At 52.6% G+C, this 15,413-nt stretch carries 14 protein-coding genes; 2 read left to right on the top strand and 12 right to left on the bottom strand.

The features are described from left to right. Positions 1-13 precede the first annotated feature (13 nt). The 8 genes from KQI79_RS18855 to KQI79_RS18820 all read right to left on the bottom strand — a co-directional run bounded on the left by KQI79_RS18855 (position 14) and on the right by KQI79_RS18820 (position 8,948). Entirely contained in the window at positions 14-1,579 is a 1,566-nt protein-coding gene (locus KQI79_RS18855; RefSeq protein ID WP_216539847.1) for a peptidase G2 autoproteolytic cleavage domain-containing protein, read from the bottom strand. 940 nt (positions 1,580-2,519) lie between these two features. Next, positions 2,520-2,951, bottom strand: a complete 432-nt coding sequence (locus tag KQI79_RS18850; protein WP_216539846.1) for a peptidylprolyl isomerase — start codon at positions 2,949-2,951, stop codon at positions 2,520-2,522. 106 nt (positions 2,952-3,057) lie between these two features. Continuing rightward, positions 3,058-3,996 carry an NAD-dependent epimerase/dehydratase family protein gene (locus KQI79_RS18845; RefSeq protein ID WP_253298261.1) on the bottom strand — a complete coding sequence of 313 codons (939 nt, stop codon included), beginning with the start codon at positions 3,994-3,996 and terminating at the stop codon, positions 3,058-3,060. A 20-nt stretch (positions 3,997-4,016) separates the two neighbouring features. Next, positions 4,017-4,610 (bottom strand): TetR/AcrR family transcriptional regulator, encoded by a 594-nt coding sequence (locus KQI79_RS18840; RefSeq protein WP_216539845.1) that lies wholly within the window; start codon positions 4,608-4,610, stop codon positions 4,017-4,019. 133 nt (positions 4,611-4,743) lie between these two features. Then, positions 4,744-6,075 (bottom strand): diaminopimelate decarboxylase, encoded by a 1,332-nt coding sequence (gene lysA, locus KQI79_RS18835; protein ID WP_216539844.1) that lies wholly within the window; start codon positions 6,073-6,075, stop codon positions 4,744-4,746. A gap of 158 nt (positions 6,076-6,233) precedes the next feature. Then, on the bottom strand, positions 6,234-7,877 hold the full coding sequence (locus KQI79_RS18830; protein WP_253298260.1) for a spore germination protein: 1,644 nt from the start codon (positions 7,875-7,877) through the stop codon (positions 6,234-6,236). Positions 7,878-7,894: 17 nt separating this feature from the next. After that, positions 7,895-8,338, bottom strand: a complete 444-nt coding sequence (locus KQI79_RS18825; protein ID WP_216539842.1) for a stage V sporulation protein AB — start codon at positions 8,336-8,338, stop codon at positions 7,895-7,897. Beyond that, positions 8,313-8,948: a stage V sporulation protein AA gene (locus KQI79_RS18820; protein WP_216539841.1), complete on the bottom strand. Its 636-nt coding sequence runs from the start codon at positions 8,946-8,948 to the stop codon at positions 8,313-8,315. Before KQI79_RS18820 ends, KQI79_RS18825 begins: the two co-directional genes overlap by 26 nt. Positions 8,949-9,175: 227 nt before the next feature. Here KQI79_RS18820 and KQI79_RS18815 point away from each other — a divergent pair, with 227 nt between their 5' ends. After that, positions 9,176-9,499, top strand: a complete 324-nt coding sequence (locus tag KQI79_RS18815) for an ArsR/SmtB family transcription factor (RefSeq protein WP_216539840.1) — start codon at positions 9,176-9,178, stop codon at positions 9,497-9,499. 32 nt (positions 9,500-9,531) lie between these two features. Beyond that, a complete protein-coding gene (locus tag KQI79_RS18810) occupies positions 9,532-11,709 on the top strand; it encodes a heavy metal translocating P-type ATPase (protein ID WP_216539839.1) in 2,178 nt (725 codons plus the stop codon). A 71-nt stretch (positions 11,710-11,780) separates the two neighbouring features. Here the strand turns inward: KQI79_RS18810 and KQI79_RS18805 are convergent, their stop codons facing one another. From KQI79_RS18805 to KQI79_RS18790, 4 genes are all read right to left on the bottom strand, one after another. After that, positions 11,781-12,434, bottom strand: coding sequence for an HAD family hydrolase (locus tag KQI79_RS18805; RefSeq protein ID WP_230191155.1), 654 nt, complete (start codon positions 12,432-12,434; stop codon positions 11,781-11,783). A gap of 41 nt (positions 12,435-12,475) precedes the next feature. Next, positions 12,476-13,654, bottom strand: coding sequence for a MalY/PatB family protein (locus KQI79_RS18800; protein WP_216539837.1), 1,179 nt, complete (start codon positions 13,652-13,654; stop codon positions 12,476-12,478). 66 nt (positions 13,655-13,720) lie between these two features. Further along, complete coding sequence (locus tag KQI79_RS18795) at positions 13,721-14,278, bottom strand: hypothetical protein (protein WP_216539836.1); 558 nt, start codon at positions 14,276-14,278, stop codon at positions 13,721-13,723. An 84-nt stretch (positions 14,279-14,362) separates the two neighbouring features. Beyond that, complete coding sequence (locus KQI79_RS18790; RefSeq protein WP_216539835.1) at positions 14,363-15,169, bottom strand: GNAT family N-acetyltransferase; 807 nt, start codon at positions 15,167-15,169, stop codon at positions 14,363-14,365. Positions 15,170-15,413 lie beyond the last annotated feature (244 nt).

The following is a 15,413-nucleotide window of genomic DNA, read 5'->3' as shown; positions in this document are numbered from 1 at the left end:
CCGCACGCCGATTTTACGGCACGCGGCCCGTTACGAACAAGACGAGAATTTGATTCGCGCCGGTACGCTTTAATACGAAATAGCCGGTTTGCGCCGCCGTCGCTATGCCTTCGTCGTTCGGCAGGCAATAACCGTGCGTCTCGCATGTGCCGTCGTCCCTCACCAATAGTTGTCCCAGCAAGCCGACCGCTTCCCATTCCGGCCGTTCGAACCGTGGAATATAAGGTTGTGCGGGATCCCATTCCGGATCGGTCTCCGCATGGAGAATCGTGCGTCTTGGAACGGCGACGTTTCCTTCCGGATCGTAGACTTCCTGCATCTCCGTTTCGATATACTGTTTCCTGCCCCATTCGTCCTTCTTATATCTTCGATGCCAACTGAGCCCTGCGCTATTGCCGACGACGCTGGGCGCCCCGCTGACGATGCCTAGGATAAAGCGGTCTTGCGAAGTCGCTTTGCGGATTTTGTCTTCATGCGCGGGCGTTACGAAATATCCGGGACCGATCGGTTGTCCGTCCGCCGTCTCGAACATTTCGGCATAATCCGCCGCGGGGCTTAAATAAGCGCCGTCCACGAACATATTGCCGGTCGAACCGCTGAATTTCGCCCCCAAACCGCGCGCGTTGGCCGCCGTCCCGTTGCCGACGAACCAGGAGTTCGCCTCGTTCGCATCGCCGAACCGGCCCATAATATGGGAATTGTCGAACGTTGCCGTGGACGTATCGAAACCTTCCGCATGCGAGAAGTTGCCTCCGGCTACCGTAGCCGCTCCTTCGGCATGCGCGGTTACGCCGATTGCAACCGTGCTTGCTCCTTCAGCATGCGATGCGAAGCCGCTTGCATTCGTGCTCGCCCCTTCCGCGTGCGCGGCAAACGCGGCGGTCACCGTAAGCGCCCCTTCGGCATGCGAACCTTCGCCGTTGGCCGTCGTTCCAATTCCTTCGGCGTGAGAGTTCGCCCCTGCGGCGGTGCTCCCCTCGCCTTCCGCATGCGACGACAGCCCGCTCGCCACGCATCGGGCGCCTTCCGCGTGGGACGCCGCCCCGCTCGCCACGGTAATATTGCCTTCCGCATGCGAAACGATACCGCTGGCAAGCGTGCCCGAGCCTTCCGCATGCGCCCCGATCTGCGTCGCTTGGGTAACATTGCCTTCCGCATGCGAAGCAATGCCCATCGCCATGCAGTTAAAGCCTTCCGCATGCGCGTGATCCGCGCCGGCGACCGACGCCGCTCCTTCGGCATGCGAATTGGCGCCGGCCGCTTGCGTGCCGCTGCCTTCCGTATGCGACGCCACGCCGCTCGCCGTCGTGTTCACCCCTTCCGCATGCGAGGATCCGCCGCCGGCGAGGGTGCCGGAGCCTTCCGCATGCGCGGCCGCCGCGCCTGCCCGCGTGCTGAACCCTTCCGCATGGGAGAAGTCGGCGTTCGCCTGCGTGACGACCCCTTCGGCATGCGAAGCCGTTCCTATCGCTACGGTGCCGCTGCCTTCCGCGTGAGAGGCAACTCCGCTCGCGGTCGTATTCGCCCCTTCCGCAAAGGAGCAAACGCCGGAATTCACCGCATTACATCCATTTGCCATTTCTTTGTCTCCTTCCTGTAACGAAAGCATATCTATTACTATTCCGATTACTGCAGATTGGCAAGGGACAATAGAAACGGAACATAAGAAAAACCGCCGGACAAATCGCTCCAGCGGTTTACGCGGCGGTCGGCGCAACGGACCATTGAAAAACGCGCAACAGCGCGTTTAATCCGGTACGTGAACCGTACGGCAGATAAATCCGTGCATGAAAACGTACATAAAACCGTCATTCAAACCAGTACATAGCACCATATTCACAACCTTGCAAGAACCAGTACATAACACCGTACTTACAACTGCACAAGAACCGGTTAATTGCACCGTGCTTACATTCGCACAAGAACCGGTTCATAACACCGACTTACACCCACACAAGAACCGGTTCATAGCGGCGATCATGAGACCAGCACACAGAACCGGGCTTAGAACCATGCACAAAACCAGTTTGTAGAACCGCTCGTTGAAGCATGAACGGCACTGGCGTTGCATTAACTTCTACCGCCCTGCTCTCCAAGTTCGCGGACACAGGAGACGCTAATTGTGACAAATGACCCGATTTCGGCCAGTTTGCGGACAGATGATCCTTTATTCATTGCAAAAGCGTAAAAATAAGCCCTGCGACGAACGAATAACGGAACCAATGCCCGCCGAAACAGCGAATAAGCGGTTTTGACGCAAAATAACGGTCGTACGGTCCGGATAACAATTTCTCAATGCAACGCCATTGCATGAACGGTAAAAACCGGCGTTATATCTCTACAATCCTCAGCTTGAATCTTACTAGCTCGAAAATTTGGCGTTAATTCCCGGGAAATCACCCAGTTTGATCGAACCGCTAGAATTTAGCTCCAGAAATTGGCGCAATTCTCAACCCTACCCGCCAATTCATGAAATTAGCGGTACAATTTACCGTTAATGAAGCGGAATTTGCCCCATCTTATACTTCGTATACTTCCACCGACTCCATCTTGTCGCGCCCTTGGAATGCGTCGACATGCTCCATCCCCTTGGCCACTTTGCCGAAAACGGTATGTTGTCCGTCCAAATGCGGCTGCGGCTGGTAGCAGATGTAGAATTGGCTTCCGCCCGTATTGCGTCCGGCATGCGCCATCGCCAGCGTGCCGCGTTCATGCTTGTTCGGGTTAATCTCGCAATTGATCGTATAACCCGGCCCGCCAGCGCCGGTGCCGTTCGGGCAACCCCCTTGCGCAACGAATCCTGGAATGACGCGGTGAAAATTCAAGCCGTTATAAAAGCCGGAATTCGCCAATTTCTCAAAATTGGCTACCGTATTGGGCGCATCTTTCTCGAAAAGGTCGATTACGATTTCCGCACCGTTCGCCATTTTGATTTTCGCTTGTTTTGCCATGAATAGAGCACTCCTTTAACAATGTGAATGCCTACATTTTACTATGAATCGGACGGTTATACAAATGCGACGGCGGCATCATCTTTACAAATACACGACGGAGTCGTCATGTTCGGTTCCGGTACCAACGAATCGTTTCCGCAATCGCTTCATCGTGCGGGGTTACATCGAGCCCGAATTCCCGCACATATTTGCTGTGATCGACCATAAACGGTTCGGTGAATTGATACATCATTTCTTTCATTTCGCGCATCATCGGATCGAACAGCGCCAAGCACGACACCAGCCCTTTGCCTGCGATGCGGTACTGCGGCGCTATCTCCAGTTGCTTGAAGATGCGTTCCGCAAGTTCATGCGTGCTTACCGTCTCGGCGGCGGGTATATGCCAGATTTGGCCTAACGCCTTGTCGTGCCGCCCCAAGACGGCCAGTCCGCGCGCGAAGTCGCGAATATACAGATGCGTATGCGGCAACTTCGGGTTGCCGAGAAGATCGGCCTTTTTGCCGGCAAGCGCGTTGCCGAACACTTGCGCTCCCAATGCAGCGGTGAGTACGCCCGGACCGTAGAAGTCCGATCCGCGCCCGATAGCGGCCCGAACGGCTCCATTTCGATGCGCTTCCATCAACATATCCGCCGCTTCGCCGCGAACCTTCGTTTTCCTCCCGACCGACCGGCGAGGCAGCCCCTCGTGAATTTTCCCCTGCACCGGGCCGTACGCGTATAAATTATCCGCGTAAATCAATTTGGCATTCGCCGACGCGGCGCCTTCGATCATTCCCCGCATCATGGCCGGCATCGCGTCTTGCCATTCCGAATACGGCAATCCCATGCAATGATAGACCACCGTAGCGTCCTTGCAAACTTCGCGAACCGCCGACTCGTCGCGCGCATCGCATTGCCGCCTTTCCGCCCCGTGCGGAATGTCGCGAAAGTTGCCGCTCCGATTGACGGCACGAACTTGTTTGCCTTGCGCTAGAAGCTCGCTTATCACCGCCTGGCCAAGCGCTCCTGCACCGAATACGACGTGCAATTCCTTATCCTGCATGCCTATTCTCCTCCTATCGTTTACATATGGCTTTTCAACATTCGATAAATCGCAGCATACGTTTTGTCCGCATCCGTCCGGACATAGCCGAGCCGATCCTCAAGAAGCAACCCTAACAAATAGGTGGCCAATGCGGAACTAACCTCCGCCGCATCAATCGACGCGGGTATCGCCGAAGCGGCTTGCCCGACTTGGATCCAACGTTCAATCGCGCCTAGCAACGCTTCATGGAATTTGGATAGTATGGGCGTGACTTCGGAAGCGTCCTGAAAACCGATCAAGTAGAGCAGAATATCCCGGCAAACCCTGTCTTCCCCGATCATAAAGCCGTAGAAGCCGTCGACGATCGTCCGCAGCGGGCCGTCAAGCTCGCCTAGTTCCGTCTCGCACACTTTGGTGTGAAACCGTTCGTCGATCTGTTGAATCTTCTCCTGCAAAATGAGGCCGTAAAGCTCCTCCTTGCTTTTGACGTAATGATAAATGCCCCCCATCGATATTCCGGAGGCCTGGATCAGATCGCGAATCGTCGTTTTTTTGCAGCCTTTCTCTACGATAAGCCTTTCCGTCTCGCGCATTAAAAGCGTCAAGGTTGAACGATCGGCAATACCTGCCATATCCCATCTCCTCCTTCATCACAAACCGAACAACGTTCGGTATCAATTGTAACAGAACAATGTTCGGTCGTCAACAAAAACGAAAAAGACTGCCTTACAGTCATTCGACTGCAGGCAGTCCCGCATAGGGCTTTTATTTCGCCACCGCTTGTTTCCGAAGCCGTTCCGGCACGACATCGTTGCCTACGATATCGTCGAACGATTCGCGTTTGACGACGATGTCGGCTTCGCCGTTATGGACGAACACGACGCCCGGACGGCGAATCCGGTTATAATTGCTCGCCATTGCGTAATTGTAAGCTCCCGTGCACGACACGGCAAGGAGATCGCCGCTGACTACTTTCGGCAGTTCCACATCCCAAATAAGCATGTCGCCGCTTTCGCAGCATTTGCCCGCGATCGAGACGACCTCCTCGTTCGGTTCGCCGGCGCGGTTCGCAAGCAGCGCTTCATAACGGGATTCGTAAAGAGCCGGACGCGGATTGTCCGTCATCCCGCCGTCTACGGCCACATATTTGCGCACGCCCGGAATATCTTTCATCGTTCCGACCGTATATAGCGTCGTTCCCGCGTCGCCTACAATACTGCGGCCGGGTTCGACCCAAATTTCCGGCAAAGCTTCGCCGACGCCTGCGAAATGCTGTTTAACGGCATCGGTAATCGCTTTGACATATTGCGCTACCGGCAAAGGCGTATCCCCGTCCACATAACGGATGCCGAAGCCTCCGCCCAAGTTGACGACCTTCATCGCGACATGCAATTCCGCGTATACATTGCGCGCAAAAGCAGCGACTTTCTCGACCGCCATCTGGAATCCCTCAACTTCGAAAATTTGCGATCCGATATGGGAATGAACCCCCAGCAACTCGATATGCGGGAGCTGCGACGCTTGGCGCACCGCTTCGAACGCGGAGCCGTTGCCGATATCGAAGCCGAATTTCGAGTCGGTTTGTCCTGTCGAAATATATTCATGCGTGTGGGCCTCAACCCCCGGCGTGACGCGCAATAAAACATTGACGCGGCGGCCTTTCCCGCCCGCAATCGCATTCAGCATTTCCAATTCCACAAAGTTATCGACGACAAAACAACCGATTTCGGCGTCGATTGCCATTTCTATTTCGTCCGGCGTCTTATTGTTGCCGTGGAAGTGAATCCGCCCGACCGGAAATCCCGCCTTCAATGCGGTATGCAATTCCCCATCCGATACGACATCGAGCGACAGGCCTTCTTCCTCGACCAGGCGGCACATAGCCATGACGCAGAACGCTTTGCTCGCATATGCGACTTGAAACTTCAAGCCGGACGCGCGGAACGCCTCGATATACTCGCGGCACCGCTTACGAACCAAAGCTTCGTCCACAATATATAACGGAGTGCCGAATTTCTCCTTCAAATCCGCAACATCGCATCCGCCGATTTCCAAATGTCCACTTGCGTTAATTTTGCTGGTTCCATGTAAATGCATATCGTTTCTCCTCTACTTTCTTTGGTCTATCCGTTCACCCGCGCTGCGGACGCATAAGTCTCATTGTGATCGGTTCATTACAACTCAGTATACCAAAAATAAGAAAGCAGAGAAATGGACTAAACGACAATTCGTTTGTACTTTTTGACCAAGCATTTTTATTTCCGGGCCCGCCGCGGCATTTTCGTGCTATCGTCCGTTTTATTAAAACTCGGCCGCAGCTTCACATTGAGCACCGGCTTGCGGAAAACCGTACTTGTCAGCGCCTTTGCATTAAATGGTATAAACGGCCATAGATAAGAGGAATTGTACGACCGATGCGTAGCGAGCAGCAGAATGAACAGCGTCACTCCCACCACGAAGCCGGGCACGCCGAATATCGCTACGGCCACCAGCAGCGCCAGCCGCACGATCCGGTTGGCGAGCGCCAATTCATAGCTGGGCGTGGCGAACATGCCGATGGCCGCGACAGCCATCATAAGTACGACTTCGTTGACAAACAATCCTGCTTTTATCGCAATATCGCCGATCATAATGGCGGCGACCAAGCCCATTGCCGTCGCAAGCGGGGTCGGCGTATGAACGGCGGCTATGCGCAACAAGTCCACGCCGATGTCGGCGATAAGAAATTGGCCGATGATCGGAATTTTCCCCGTTTTATTCGGTCCGATAAATTCCAGAAACGCCGGCCCGATTCCCGGTTTCGTGGCGAGAAGAAGCCATAACGGCAACAGAAACAAGGAGACCGCGATGCCGAGGAAACGAACCCACATCATGTATGTTCCCATGAAAGGCGTCTGCCGGTTCTCTTCCACGTGTTGGCATAAATCGAAAAACGTGGTGGGCAGGACCATAACGCTTGGGGAGGTATCGACCATAAGAACGACGCAACCGCTCAACAGATGCGAGGCTACGACATCCGGACGTTCCGAATATCTTACAAGGGGATACGGAAACCACCCTTTATTGATAATCGCTTCTTCCAATTGTTTATCCGCGAGCGGCAGGCCGTCGATATTCACGTTCTCGATTTTGCTTCGTACGGACTCAACCAATTTCCCATCCGCGATATCGTCGATATATGCGATGCATACGTCCGTTCTCGTTCGCCGGCCTACCTGAACCAATTCCAGCTTCAATCCGGGATCGCGGATGCGTCTCCGAACGAGCGCGACATTGGTCAGCAACGTTTCGGTAAAGCCGTCGCGGGCGCCCCGTACGACCCGTTCCAGCGAAGGCTCCTCCGGCCCTCTGCTCGGGAACACCTTCGCGTCGATAATGAGGGCGGCTTGCTCCTGGTCGACGAATAGCGCCGTTCCGCCGGCCAGGACGTAATTAATGGCCTCGCTCATTTTCGTCACTTTCTCCACTTGAATATGCGGAACGTAGCAATCCATGAAAGCTTTGATCGCATTGGCCGATATTTGCTCTTTATCCAAATAAGTAAGACGTTTCAATATTTCGGTCAACACGTCGTCCTTGGCAAACCCGTTGACGTAAAACAACCCGGTCCGCCTGCCGCCGAACGTCATTTCGCGAAAGACGAGGTCGAACGCATTGTCGAGCCCGACGACTTCTTTTAACGTACGTTTCGATTCGTCCAATTTTTTGGAAATCCGGTCCGTGTCTTGCCAGTAAACGACGGATTCCTCCAACGAATTCGAGATCTCCTCTTTCCTTTTGCGCTTCAATTCGCTGTTTTCGCCGTCCGGTCCGGCCTTCTCCGGATGCTCGCCCGATGCGAGGACGGCAATCGGATCGGTATCCCGGTATTGATCTTGCGATGTCGTATCTTTATCCATAAGATGCATGCTCCTTACTATTGATGATAAACGAACCAATCGAACAGCGATCCGGCAATTTTTCCAAGGACCATGGCCAGCAGCAGTCCAAACATGTACGGGATAAGATGAAGCCGTTTGGCCAAGATCGGCAGAACGTTCAACACTTCCGTCAACGCCGCGGCAAGCATGCCGATGAACACGCCGTGAAACAAACCAACCGCGATTGTTGCAAGCTGCCCGGAGGGCACGATCCAATTCCAGAAGTCGGCGAACGTCCAATATAGCGCCCCGCTGACCATCGCTCCTTCGAACCAATGCACTTTATGGTACGAGCGCGTCAATTGGGCCAACCGGGGAATAATATCGAGTACGACGAACAGCGCCACCATGCCTCCTCCCACAGCGATTCCGCCCGCGAAACCGACAAAGGAGCTGAAAGCCGTTTTCAGTAAATCAGTCAATCCGTTCACCTTTTTCATGCAAGCGGCAATATTCTTCCGTAATGACAAATTGATTCAAATTTTCTTGATACAGAAACATTTCCACTTCCAGGGGCGTCGGCTCTTCGTTGAATTTTTTCTTGAACACATGGTTGAAGAATACGATCATCCCGAAGCCGATTCCTAGCGAGTATGCGAGTTGAAATAAATATGGATGTTCGTCTTTTTTGCCGGTAATCAATTCGACGATGCGCTGCTGAACCGGCATCATGCTGACATCGGCGTGAAAATTCATGATCGCCAAACCGGAACCGAAAAAAAGCAGCAGCCAAACAAGCAGAAACAGAACGATATTGGGGCGATTCGGGGCATCGCCGATTTCGACCAAGGTATGCGGTTCGCCGAAGTATTCCACCGCCATCTCGGGGACAACGCCCTTTACAAGGCGGACGATCTGCAGCATATCGACAAGCACGATGTTGCCGTCTTGCCGCTTCGGTCTGAAAACCTCCAAATCTTTTATTTTCGCCTCATATTCCGGTTCCGTGAGCAACTCCGCAATTTGCCCCAATATAATCGCTTCCCCTTTTCGCACCCGCACCCGTTTTCGCAAGCGAATATATAATGTGGGAGTGAGTTTTTGATGCAACTCGAATCACTCCTTTGCAAATCTTTCGTAGATGTAGTATGAGAAAATCCGGGCGAATCTAATCATTGGATTGGGGGAGCCGTTAACATTTGCCAGACGGGAGCGGAAGCGCGAATAAAATCAATCGAAAAAATCGATTTTATAGGCATAAATGCTTTGCGTTATTTCGACAATTGAATTATAATATATGTATAGATAATCATATAATCATGTTAGGCGGTGCGTTTATGGAGCAAACAGGGGATACGAAACAACCGTGCGAAACATTGGATGACGAGACGTTGTTTATGGTTTCGCAAACGTTCAAGGCGTTGTCGGATACGACGCGAATCCGGATATTGCATTTGCTGTCGCAAAAGGAATGCTCGGTGAACGAAATTGCCGATGAGCTGTCGCTGCTGCAATCGACCGTTTCCCACCAGCTTCGGTTTTTGAAAAACTTGCGGCTGGTGAAATTCAGACGGGCCGGCACGACGTTGTATTATTCCCATGACGATCAACACGTCATGGATTTGTTGTCGCAGGCGATTCACCACGCTTGTCACGATTAGCTACCTACTATCAACTGAAATGAGGGACCGGCATGTTGGAATTCAGAGTGAAAGGTCTGTCCTGCGCCAACTGTTCCCGCGAACTGGAACAAAAAATTCAAAAACTGGAACACGGCGAAGGATCTACATTAAGTTACAACACCGGCAAATTGAAGGTCGACGAACATATTTCGCTCGCCGAGGTTGAACAAATTTTGCGCAGCGACGGCGCTTATATCGATCAATCTTACGCGGGCGGAGCTTCCCATCCGGAGCATGCCGGGCATCATCATCGGCACAGCCATGCCGGCGAAAACGGAGCGCATGACCATTCCGCCGGCGACGGTCACGATCATAGCCATGGATCGACGAATCGAATGAAAGTATTGCTTATCGCCGCTGCGGCCGTATTCGTTCTTGCGATCGGATTGCAGCAATTCATACCGGACGTTGCGGCGATTGCGATGTATTTATTTTCGATTGCAATCAGCGGATATGTTACTTTTATGAAAGGTTTGCGCAATCTGGCGCGGTTCAAGTTCAATATCGACACGCTGATGACGATCGCGCTCATCGGCGCCGTGCTTATCGGCGAATGGAAAGAAGCGACGCTGGTCGCCATATTGTTCGGCTTGAACGAATTGCTTGAAGGCATGGGCATGGAAAAGGCGCGCCGTTCGATGGAGTCGCTGCTGCAAGTGGCGCCGAAGGAAGCCGTTCTTATCGCCGGCGGCCGGGAACGGGTCGTCCCGATTTCCTCGCTGGAAATCAGGGATATCGTGCTCGTACGCGCAGGCGAGAAAATTCCTTCCGACGGGACGGTTATCGCGGGCAGCAGTTCCGTCAACGAAGCGGCGATTACCGGGGAATCGCTTCCGGTAGATAAAGCGGAAGGACAACCCGTATTCGGAGGCAGCATTAATAACGAAGGAGTGCTGCAAGTTCGCATCGACAAGGCGTACAAAGATTCTTCCCTGGCCAAAATATTGCATCTGGTCGAGGAAGCGCAAGAAACGAAAACGCCGACGGAATTATTCATCAATCGATTCGCCAAATATTATACTCCGCTTATTCTCGCCGTCGCCATATTGGTCGTGCTCGTGCCTCCTTTGCTGCTCGGGGGCGACTGGAAAACATGGCTCTATCAAGGCTTGGCGGTATTGATCGTCGGATGCCCGTGCGCGCTGATCTTATCTTCGCCGATCGCGCTCGTGTCGGGAATTACCCGCAATGCGCGCAACGGCATTCTCGTCAAAGGCGGCGTATTCCTGGAACAGCTCGGCAAAATCGATACGCTCGCCTTCGATAAAACGGGAACATTGACTTTGGGCGAGCCGCATGTCGAGCAAACGGCCGTTTACGACAAGGAGCGCTTCTACTCCATCGCTGCGGGCATCGAGAAAACGTCCTCTCATCCGCTTGCAAAGGCCGTCATGAAGCATGTGGAGAAGGTCGGGGCTGCCGCCGCCGAACCGGAAGACATTCGTACCTTGTCCGGCCAAGGGATAGAAGCGCGGATCGACGGCCGAACCTATTATCTCGGCAATGAAAAAAGCGTCGAATCCGTTCCGAAAAGCCAGGCGGCGCGGAAAGATATCGAAAGGTTGAAAGCGGAAGGTTTGACGCTCGTCATCGTCGCCGATGAACACGGCATACTGGGCGTGTTCGGAATCGCCGACGAAATCCGCCCGGAGAGCGCGGAAACGGTGGCCGCCCTTCATCGCAGCGGCATCCGCCGCACGGTCATGCTGACCGGCGACCATCAGCGCACCGCCGAGAAGGTTGCCGCAGCGGTAGGCGTTACTTCCTGCTACGGCGGACTGCTTCCGGAGCAAAAAGTGGAGAAAATCAAAGAGCTCGCTTCCGACGGCCAAGTGGCGATGATCGGCGACGGGATCAACGATGCGCCGGCTCTCGCTTCCGCCGGGCTTGGCATCGCGATGGGCAAAGGCACCGACAGCGCCATCGAAACGGCGGACATCGTATTGATGCAAGATCATCTCGGCAAACTTCCCGAAGCGATTTCGATCGGCAAAAAGGTGAACCGCATCATCAAGGCGAATATTGCGCTTGCGCTCGGCTTGAAGCTGATCGCCCTGCTGCTCACCATTCCGGGGCTGCTGACGCTTTGGATCGCGATCTTGTCCGATATGGGCGCGACCATCATCGTCACGCTGCTTAGCTTGACCGTGCTGCTGGATCGCAAGCGCAGAGCGGAAACGCGAATATAACGAAACAAGGGGCGCACCCGCGCCCCTTACTTCATCTGCAACATTATTTTGCATAACCGGCAAACGATAACTCAATCCCCCTGTTTCAGAAGTTCTTCCACCCGAATATCCCTGATCGATGTTACAATGACATCCGCATTCGATAAGTCTTGATTCCCGGAATTCGGATTGTCGAATCCGATACATTTCATTCCCGCCGCTTTGGCCGCCGCGACTCCATGCATGGAATCTTCAAGCACGACGCATTGGCCGGGACGTACTTCCAGCAGCTTGGCCGCTTCCAAATATACATCGGGCGCAGGTTTGCCTTTGTTCACTTCCTCGCCGCTCACAATGCGGGCAAACTCGCCTACGATACCGAACTTTTGCAGAACCGCCATAATAAATGCGCGCGGTGACGAGGAAGCGAGCGCCATCGGGATTCGGAATCTCTTCAACTCGGAGATTAAATTCGCAATTCCGTCGATCGGGCCAATATCAAGCGATCTCAACCTTTCAATTTTCAGCGATAATTGATATTCGATAATTTCCGAAACCGACTGCCGCATTTGATATTCCCGCGTAAGAATGTCCCACATCTCGGGATTCGTCATCCCTACGAATCTTTCAAGTTCGGTCTGGGTGATCTCAATCCCGAAATGTTTCATCGTATGGATATCGACTTCGAAATGAAGCGGCTCGCTGTCGATAATCACTCCGTCCATGTCAAAAATAAATGCTTCCATCAAGTATGCTCTCCTTCGTTATGCGATATTGTTATGGCGGTTCATCGAACCTTCGTTTGAGCGGCGCGGCAGAAACGTTCCAACGCTTCATGCAGCACGGAACGCGGACAGGCATAATTGATTCTGATATACCCCAGTCCCGTTTCACCGTATATCGATCCTTCCGTAAATGCGACTTTCGCTTGCTTGAACATCAGATCTTTGATCTCTTCGGCACTGCCAACCAAATTACGGTAATCGACCCATAACAGATAGGTTCCTTCCGGGCGAATGGCCTTCACTTGCGGCAAGTGGCGTTCCAAATAATCGATCGCGAATTGAACGTTCCCCTGCAGGTAGACGAGCAGTTCGTCAAGCCACTCCTCCCCATCGTTATATGCGGCAGTCACTGCGTCCACATTAAAGTATGGCATTGAATGGAGGCTTAACATCTTAAGGCGATCATCGAAACGCCGCTTCAATTCGCGGTTGGAGATCGCTACGAACGAACTTTGCAATCCGGGCAAGTTAAACGTTTTGGTCGGCGCCGTCGCAGTAACCGTTTGTGCCGCAATTTCTTCAGACAACGATGCAAACGGAATATGCTTATATCCCGGCAGCACCAAGTCGCAATGAATTTCATCGGAGATGATCAGCACATTGTATTTCAAGCACAACTCGCTCAATTTTTGCAGTTCCTCGCGCTCCCACACTCGTCCCACCGGATTATGCGGGCTGCACAACAGCATGGTTTTGGCCCCTTGTTTCATTAATTGTTCAAGATGCCCATAATCCATTTCATATCGGCCATTGTTGATGATCAACGGACTTTCGGCGATTTTCCGCCCGTTCAACCGAATAACGTCATAGAAAGGATTGTAAACCGGGGATTGCAAAATGACTTGTTCGCCGGGAGCGCTGCACAAATCGATCGCCAAACTAAGCGCGGTAACGACGCCAGGCACATCCGCAAGCCAAGCGGGTTCAAGCGACCATCCATGCCTTCTTGCAAACCAGTTGACGATCGCCGCTTCGTATTCCGAAGATCGTATCGTGTATCCGTAGGTTCCTTGCATCGCCCGCTTGATCAACGCCTCCTTGACGGCAGGCGGGCTTTCAAAATCCATATCGGCAACCCAGAGCGGAAGGATATCTGCATCCCCGAACAATTGCTTCGTCTGGTCCCATTTGTACGAGTTCGTATTTCTCCGGTTTACGACGAGATCAAAATTGTATTTCATTAAGCATCACCTCATGGTCTGTTCTGTTTATATCGTACATGATTCGCAAGCAAACCGCCAAACCTTCTACTTCATTACATTAAATTCATAAGGATCGGACGATATTTTAAAATGATAGCTCTTACCCTCGTATCGAATTGTAAATTGCGCATGAGCCACAACGGTATACTCCCCCGGTTCTTTGACGGTCAATTCGTTTAGCGGAATGCTGGTGTGCTCGCGGCCGTCATAGCTGTATGCCGCATCGGGCGATAATGTCGTCCCGATTCCGATACTCGTAACGGCGATCGTGTTCCATTCTTGGAGAACAGGCCTATCGTTCCCGTCGTAAATGGAGTAGGTAAACATATCGGCGCCATGTTCCATCTCCCATGCGGTTGGACTCTTATTGATCAAAGCCCCTTCTGCCTTAAACGGTTGCTCTGCCGTAATCCCGGGCGGAACGGTTACTTCGATACGAAACATCGATTCGTCCGGACCGGGGGCAGGTCGATTCTCGCCACTGCGAACGGCTTCCTGCCGAGCGGCCGGCGCCGCCTCCGGCGAACCGTTCCCTCCCGTACAACTCGTCAAAATAAAACAAGCAAAGGATAGGACGATCAGCAATTTGAAAGCGATGGCCAACACCTCCTTCCATATTTTACACATCTGCGACTATTATAACTAGGCTCGGATTTCTCAACAATGATGTCGGCCGGGCGGCGCTTTTCACTCCGTCCAGGTCGTCCTTATATAACCTATCTTCATTCCGGCCCGCTCCATATTACGATGGCTTTGCGACAAAAAAGCGCATTGGCTTACGGCAAGCTTGCAACCGTTCCGTTTGGCTTCGCGAATTCTTCTTTGCAATAGCGTTTGCTGCAATCCTTGATTTCGATACTCGGGCAAAGTCGCCGCGAACGTTAATGAAGCGATGCGGTCCTTTATATACATAACCCCTACCGCTGCCGGGTTTTCATCCATGTAGGCGATGTAAAATTTCCAGCCGGGCCGATTGTACAGGACTTTATTATTCTCCGCAACGTACGGAATTCCGTCGTCTGTTAATCCCGTTCCTCTGCAATGAATGGTCGCATAGAGATCAAATTGATCTTCCCTTAACTCATGAATTGCAATGCGGTCCCGGTTGTCGTCTGCATTTTCTGTCGGTTCGATATATAATGACGTATGAAACCCGGATTGATAAAAGCCGCGTTCGGACAATGCCTCCAGTAGATTCCGGTCTTCGCGGGAAGGAACAATTTCGAATTGGGCTTTCCGGTCTCTCGTCCGATAAAAATGAATAATCCGGTCCAGATATTCCAGGTCGCCGCCGCCGATTCCTTTGACAGTATTAAACGTTGGCCAGGGCATGGTTCTGCTGTATAAACAAAGCGCATTTCCGAAATATTGCATTTCTATCCCTTCGGGATTACCGCTTCGATCCCGGATTGCGGCCATACGGTCATACATATACGCTAATTCCGATAATTCGATTTCTCTAATCAACTGTTCAGATGGGAGTAAGGAAGTCATAACTCACCTCAATCCTATTTCTTCGAAATAAGTACCGCATTCTAATCGTTGCGATGTTCCATGTATGCGAAATTCCTCTACCTATTGTACCATCTTCCCCCAACATTAGCATGGAATACCCGGACTTTTTGCAGAAATCCCGCACCGATCGCGATCGGCTTCATGGCTAACATGGTATTGTTCAACTAGCATCGTTTCTATATTATAATAAGAGATAATCTCGCGGGACTATTTACGCCAATCT

The organism is Paenibacillus sp. MSJ-34 (assembly GCF_018918005.1).
Classification (GTDB): domain Bacteria; phylum Bacillota; class Bacilli; order Paenibacillales; family Paenibacillaceae; genus MSJ-34.
This window is presented reverse-complemented; position numbering and strand designations above follow the sequence as displayed.

What these genes read in the sequence shown, in the direction of transcription:
- KQI79_RS18855 (WP_216539847.1), bottom strand. Translation starts at nt 1,579, where the DNA reads ATGGCAAATGGATGTAATGCGGTGAATTCCGGCGTTTGCTCCTTTGCG.
- KQI79_RS18850 (WP_216539846.1), bottom strand. Translation starts at nt 2,951, where the DNA reads ATGGCAAAACAAGCGAAAATCAAAATGGCGAACGGTGCGGAAATCGTA.
- KQI79_RS18845 (WP_253298261.1), bottom strand. Translation starts at nt 3,996, where the DNA reads ATGCAGGATAAGGAATTGCACGTCGTATTCGGTGCAGGAGCGCTTGGC.
- KQI79_RS18840 (WP_216539845.1), bottom strand. Translation starts at nt 4,610, where the DNA reads ATGGCAGGTATTGCCGATCGTTCAACCTTGACGCTTTTAATGCGCGAG.
- lysA (WP_216539844.1), bottom strand. Translation starts at nt 6,075, where the DNA reads ATGCATTTACATGGAACCAGCAAAATTAACGCAAGTGGACATTTGGAA.
- KQI79_RS18830 (WP_253298260.1), bottom strand. Translation starts at nt 7,877, where the DNA reads ATGGATAAAGATACGACATCGCAAGATCAATACCGGGATACCGATCCG.
- KQI79_RS18825 (WP_216539842.1), bottom strand. Translation starts at nt 8,338, where the DNA reads ATGAAAAAGGTGAACGGATTGACTGATTTACTGAAAACGGCTTTCAGC.
- KQI79_RS18815 (WP_216539840.1), top strand. Translation starts at nt 9,176, where the DNA reads ATGGAGCAAACAGGGGATACGAAACAACCGTGCGAAACATTGGATGAC.
- KQI79_RS18810 (WP_216539839.1), top strand. Translation starts at nt 9,532, where the DNA reads ATGTTGGAATTCAGAGTGAAAGGTCTGTCCTGCGCCAACTGTTCCCGC.
- KQI79_RS18805 (WP_230191155.1), bottom strand. Translation starts at nt 12,434, where the DNA reads ATGGAAGCATTTATTTTTGACATGGACGGAGTGATTATCGACAGCGAG.
- KQI79_RS18800 (WP_216539837.1), bottom strand. Translation starts at nt 13,654, where the DNA reads ATGAAATACAATTTTGATCTCGTCGTAAACCGGAGAAATACGAACTCG.
- KQI79_RS18790 (WP_216539835.1), bottom strand. Translation starts at nt 15,169, where the DNA reads ATGACTTCCTTACTCCCATCTGAACAGTTGATTAGAGAAATCGAATTA.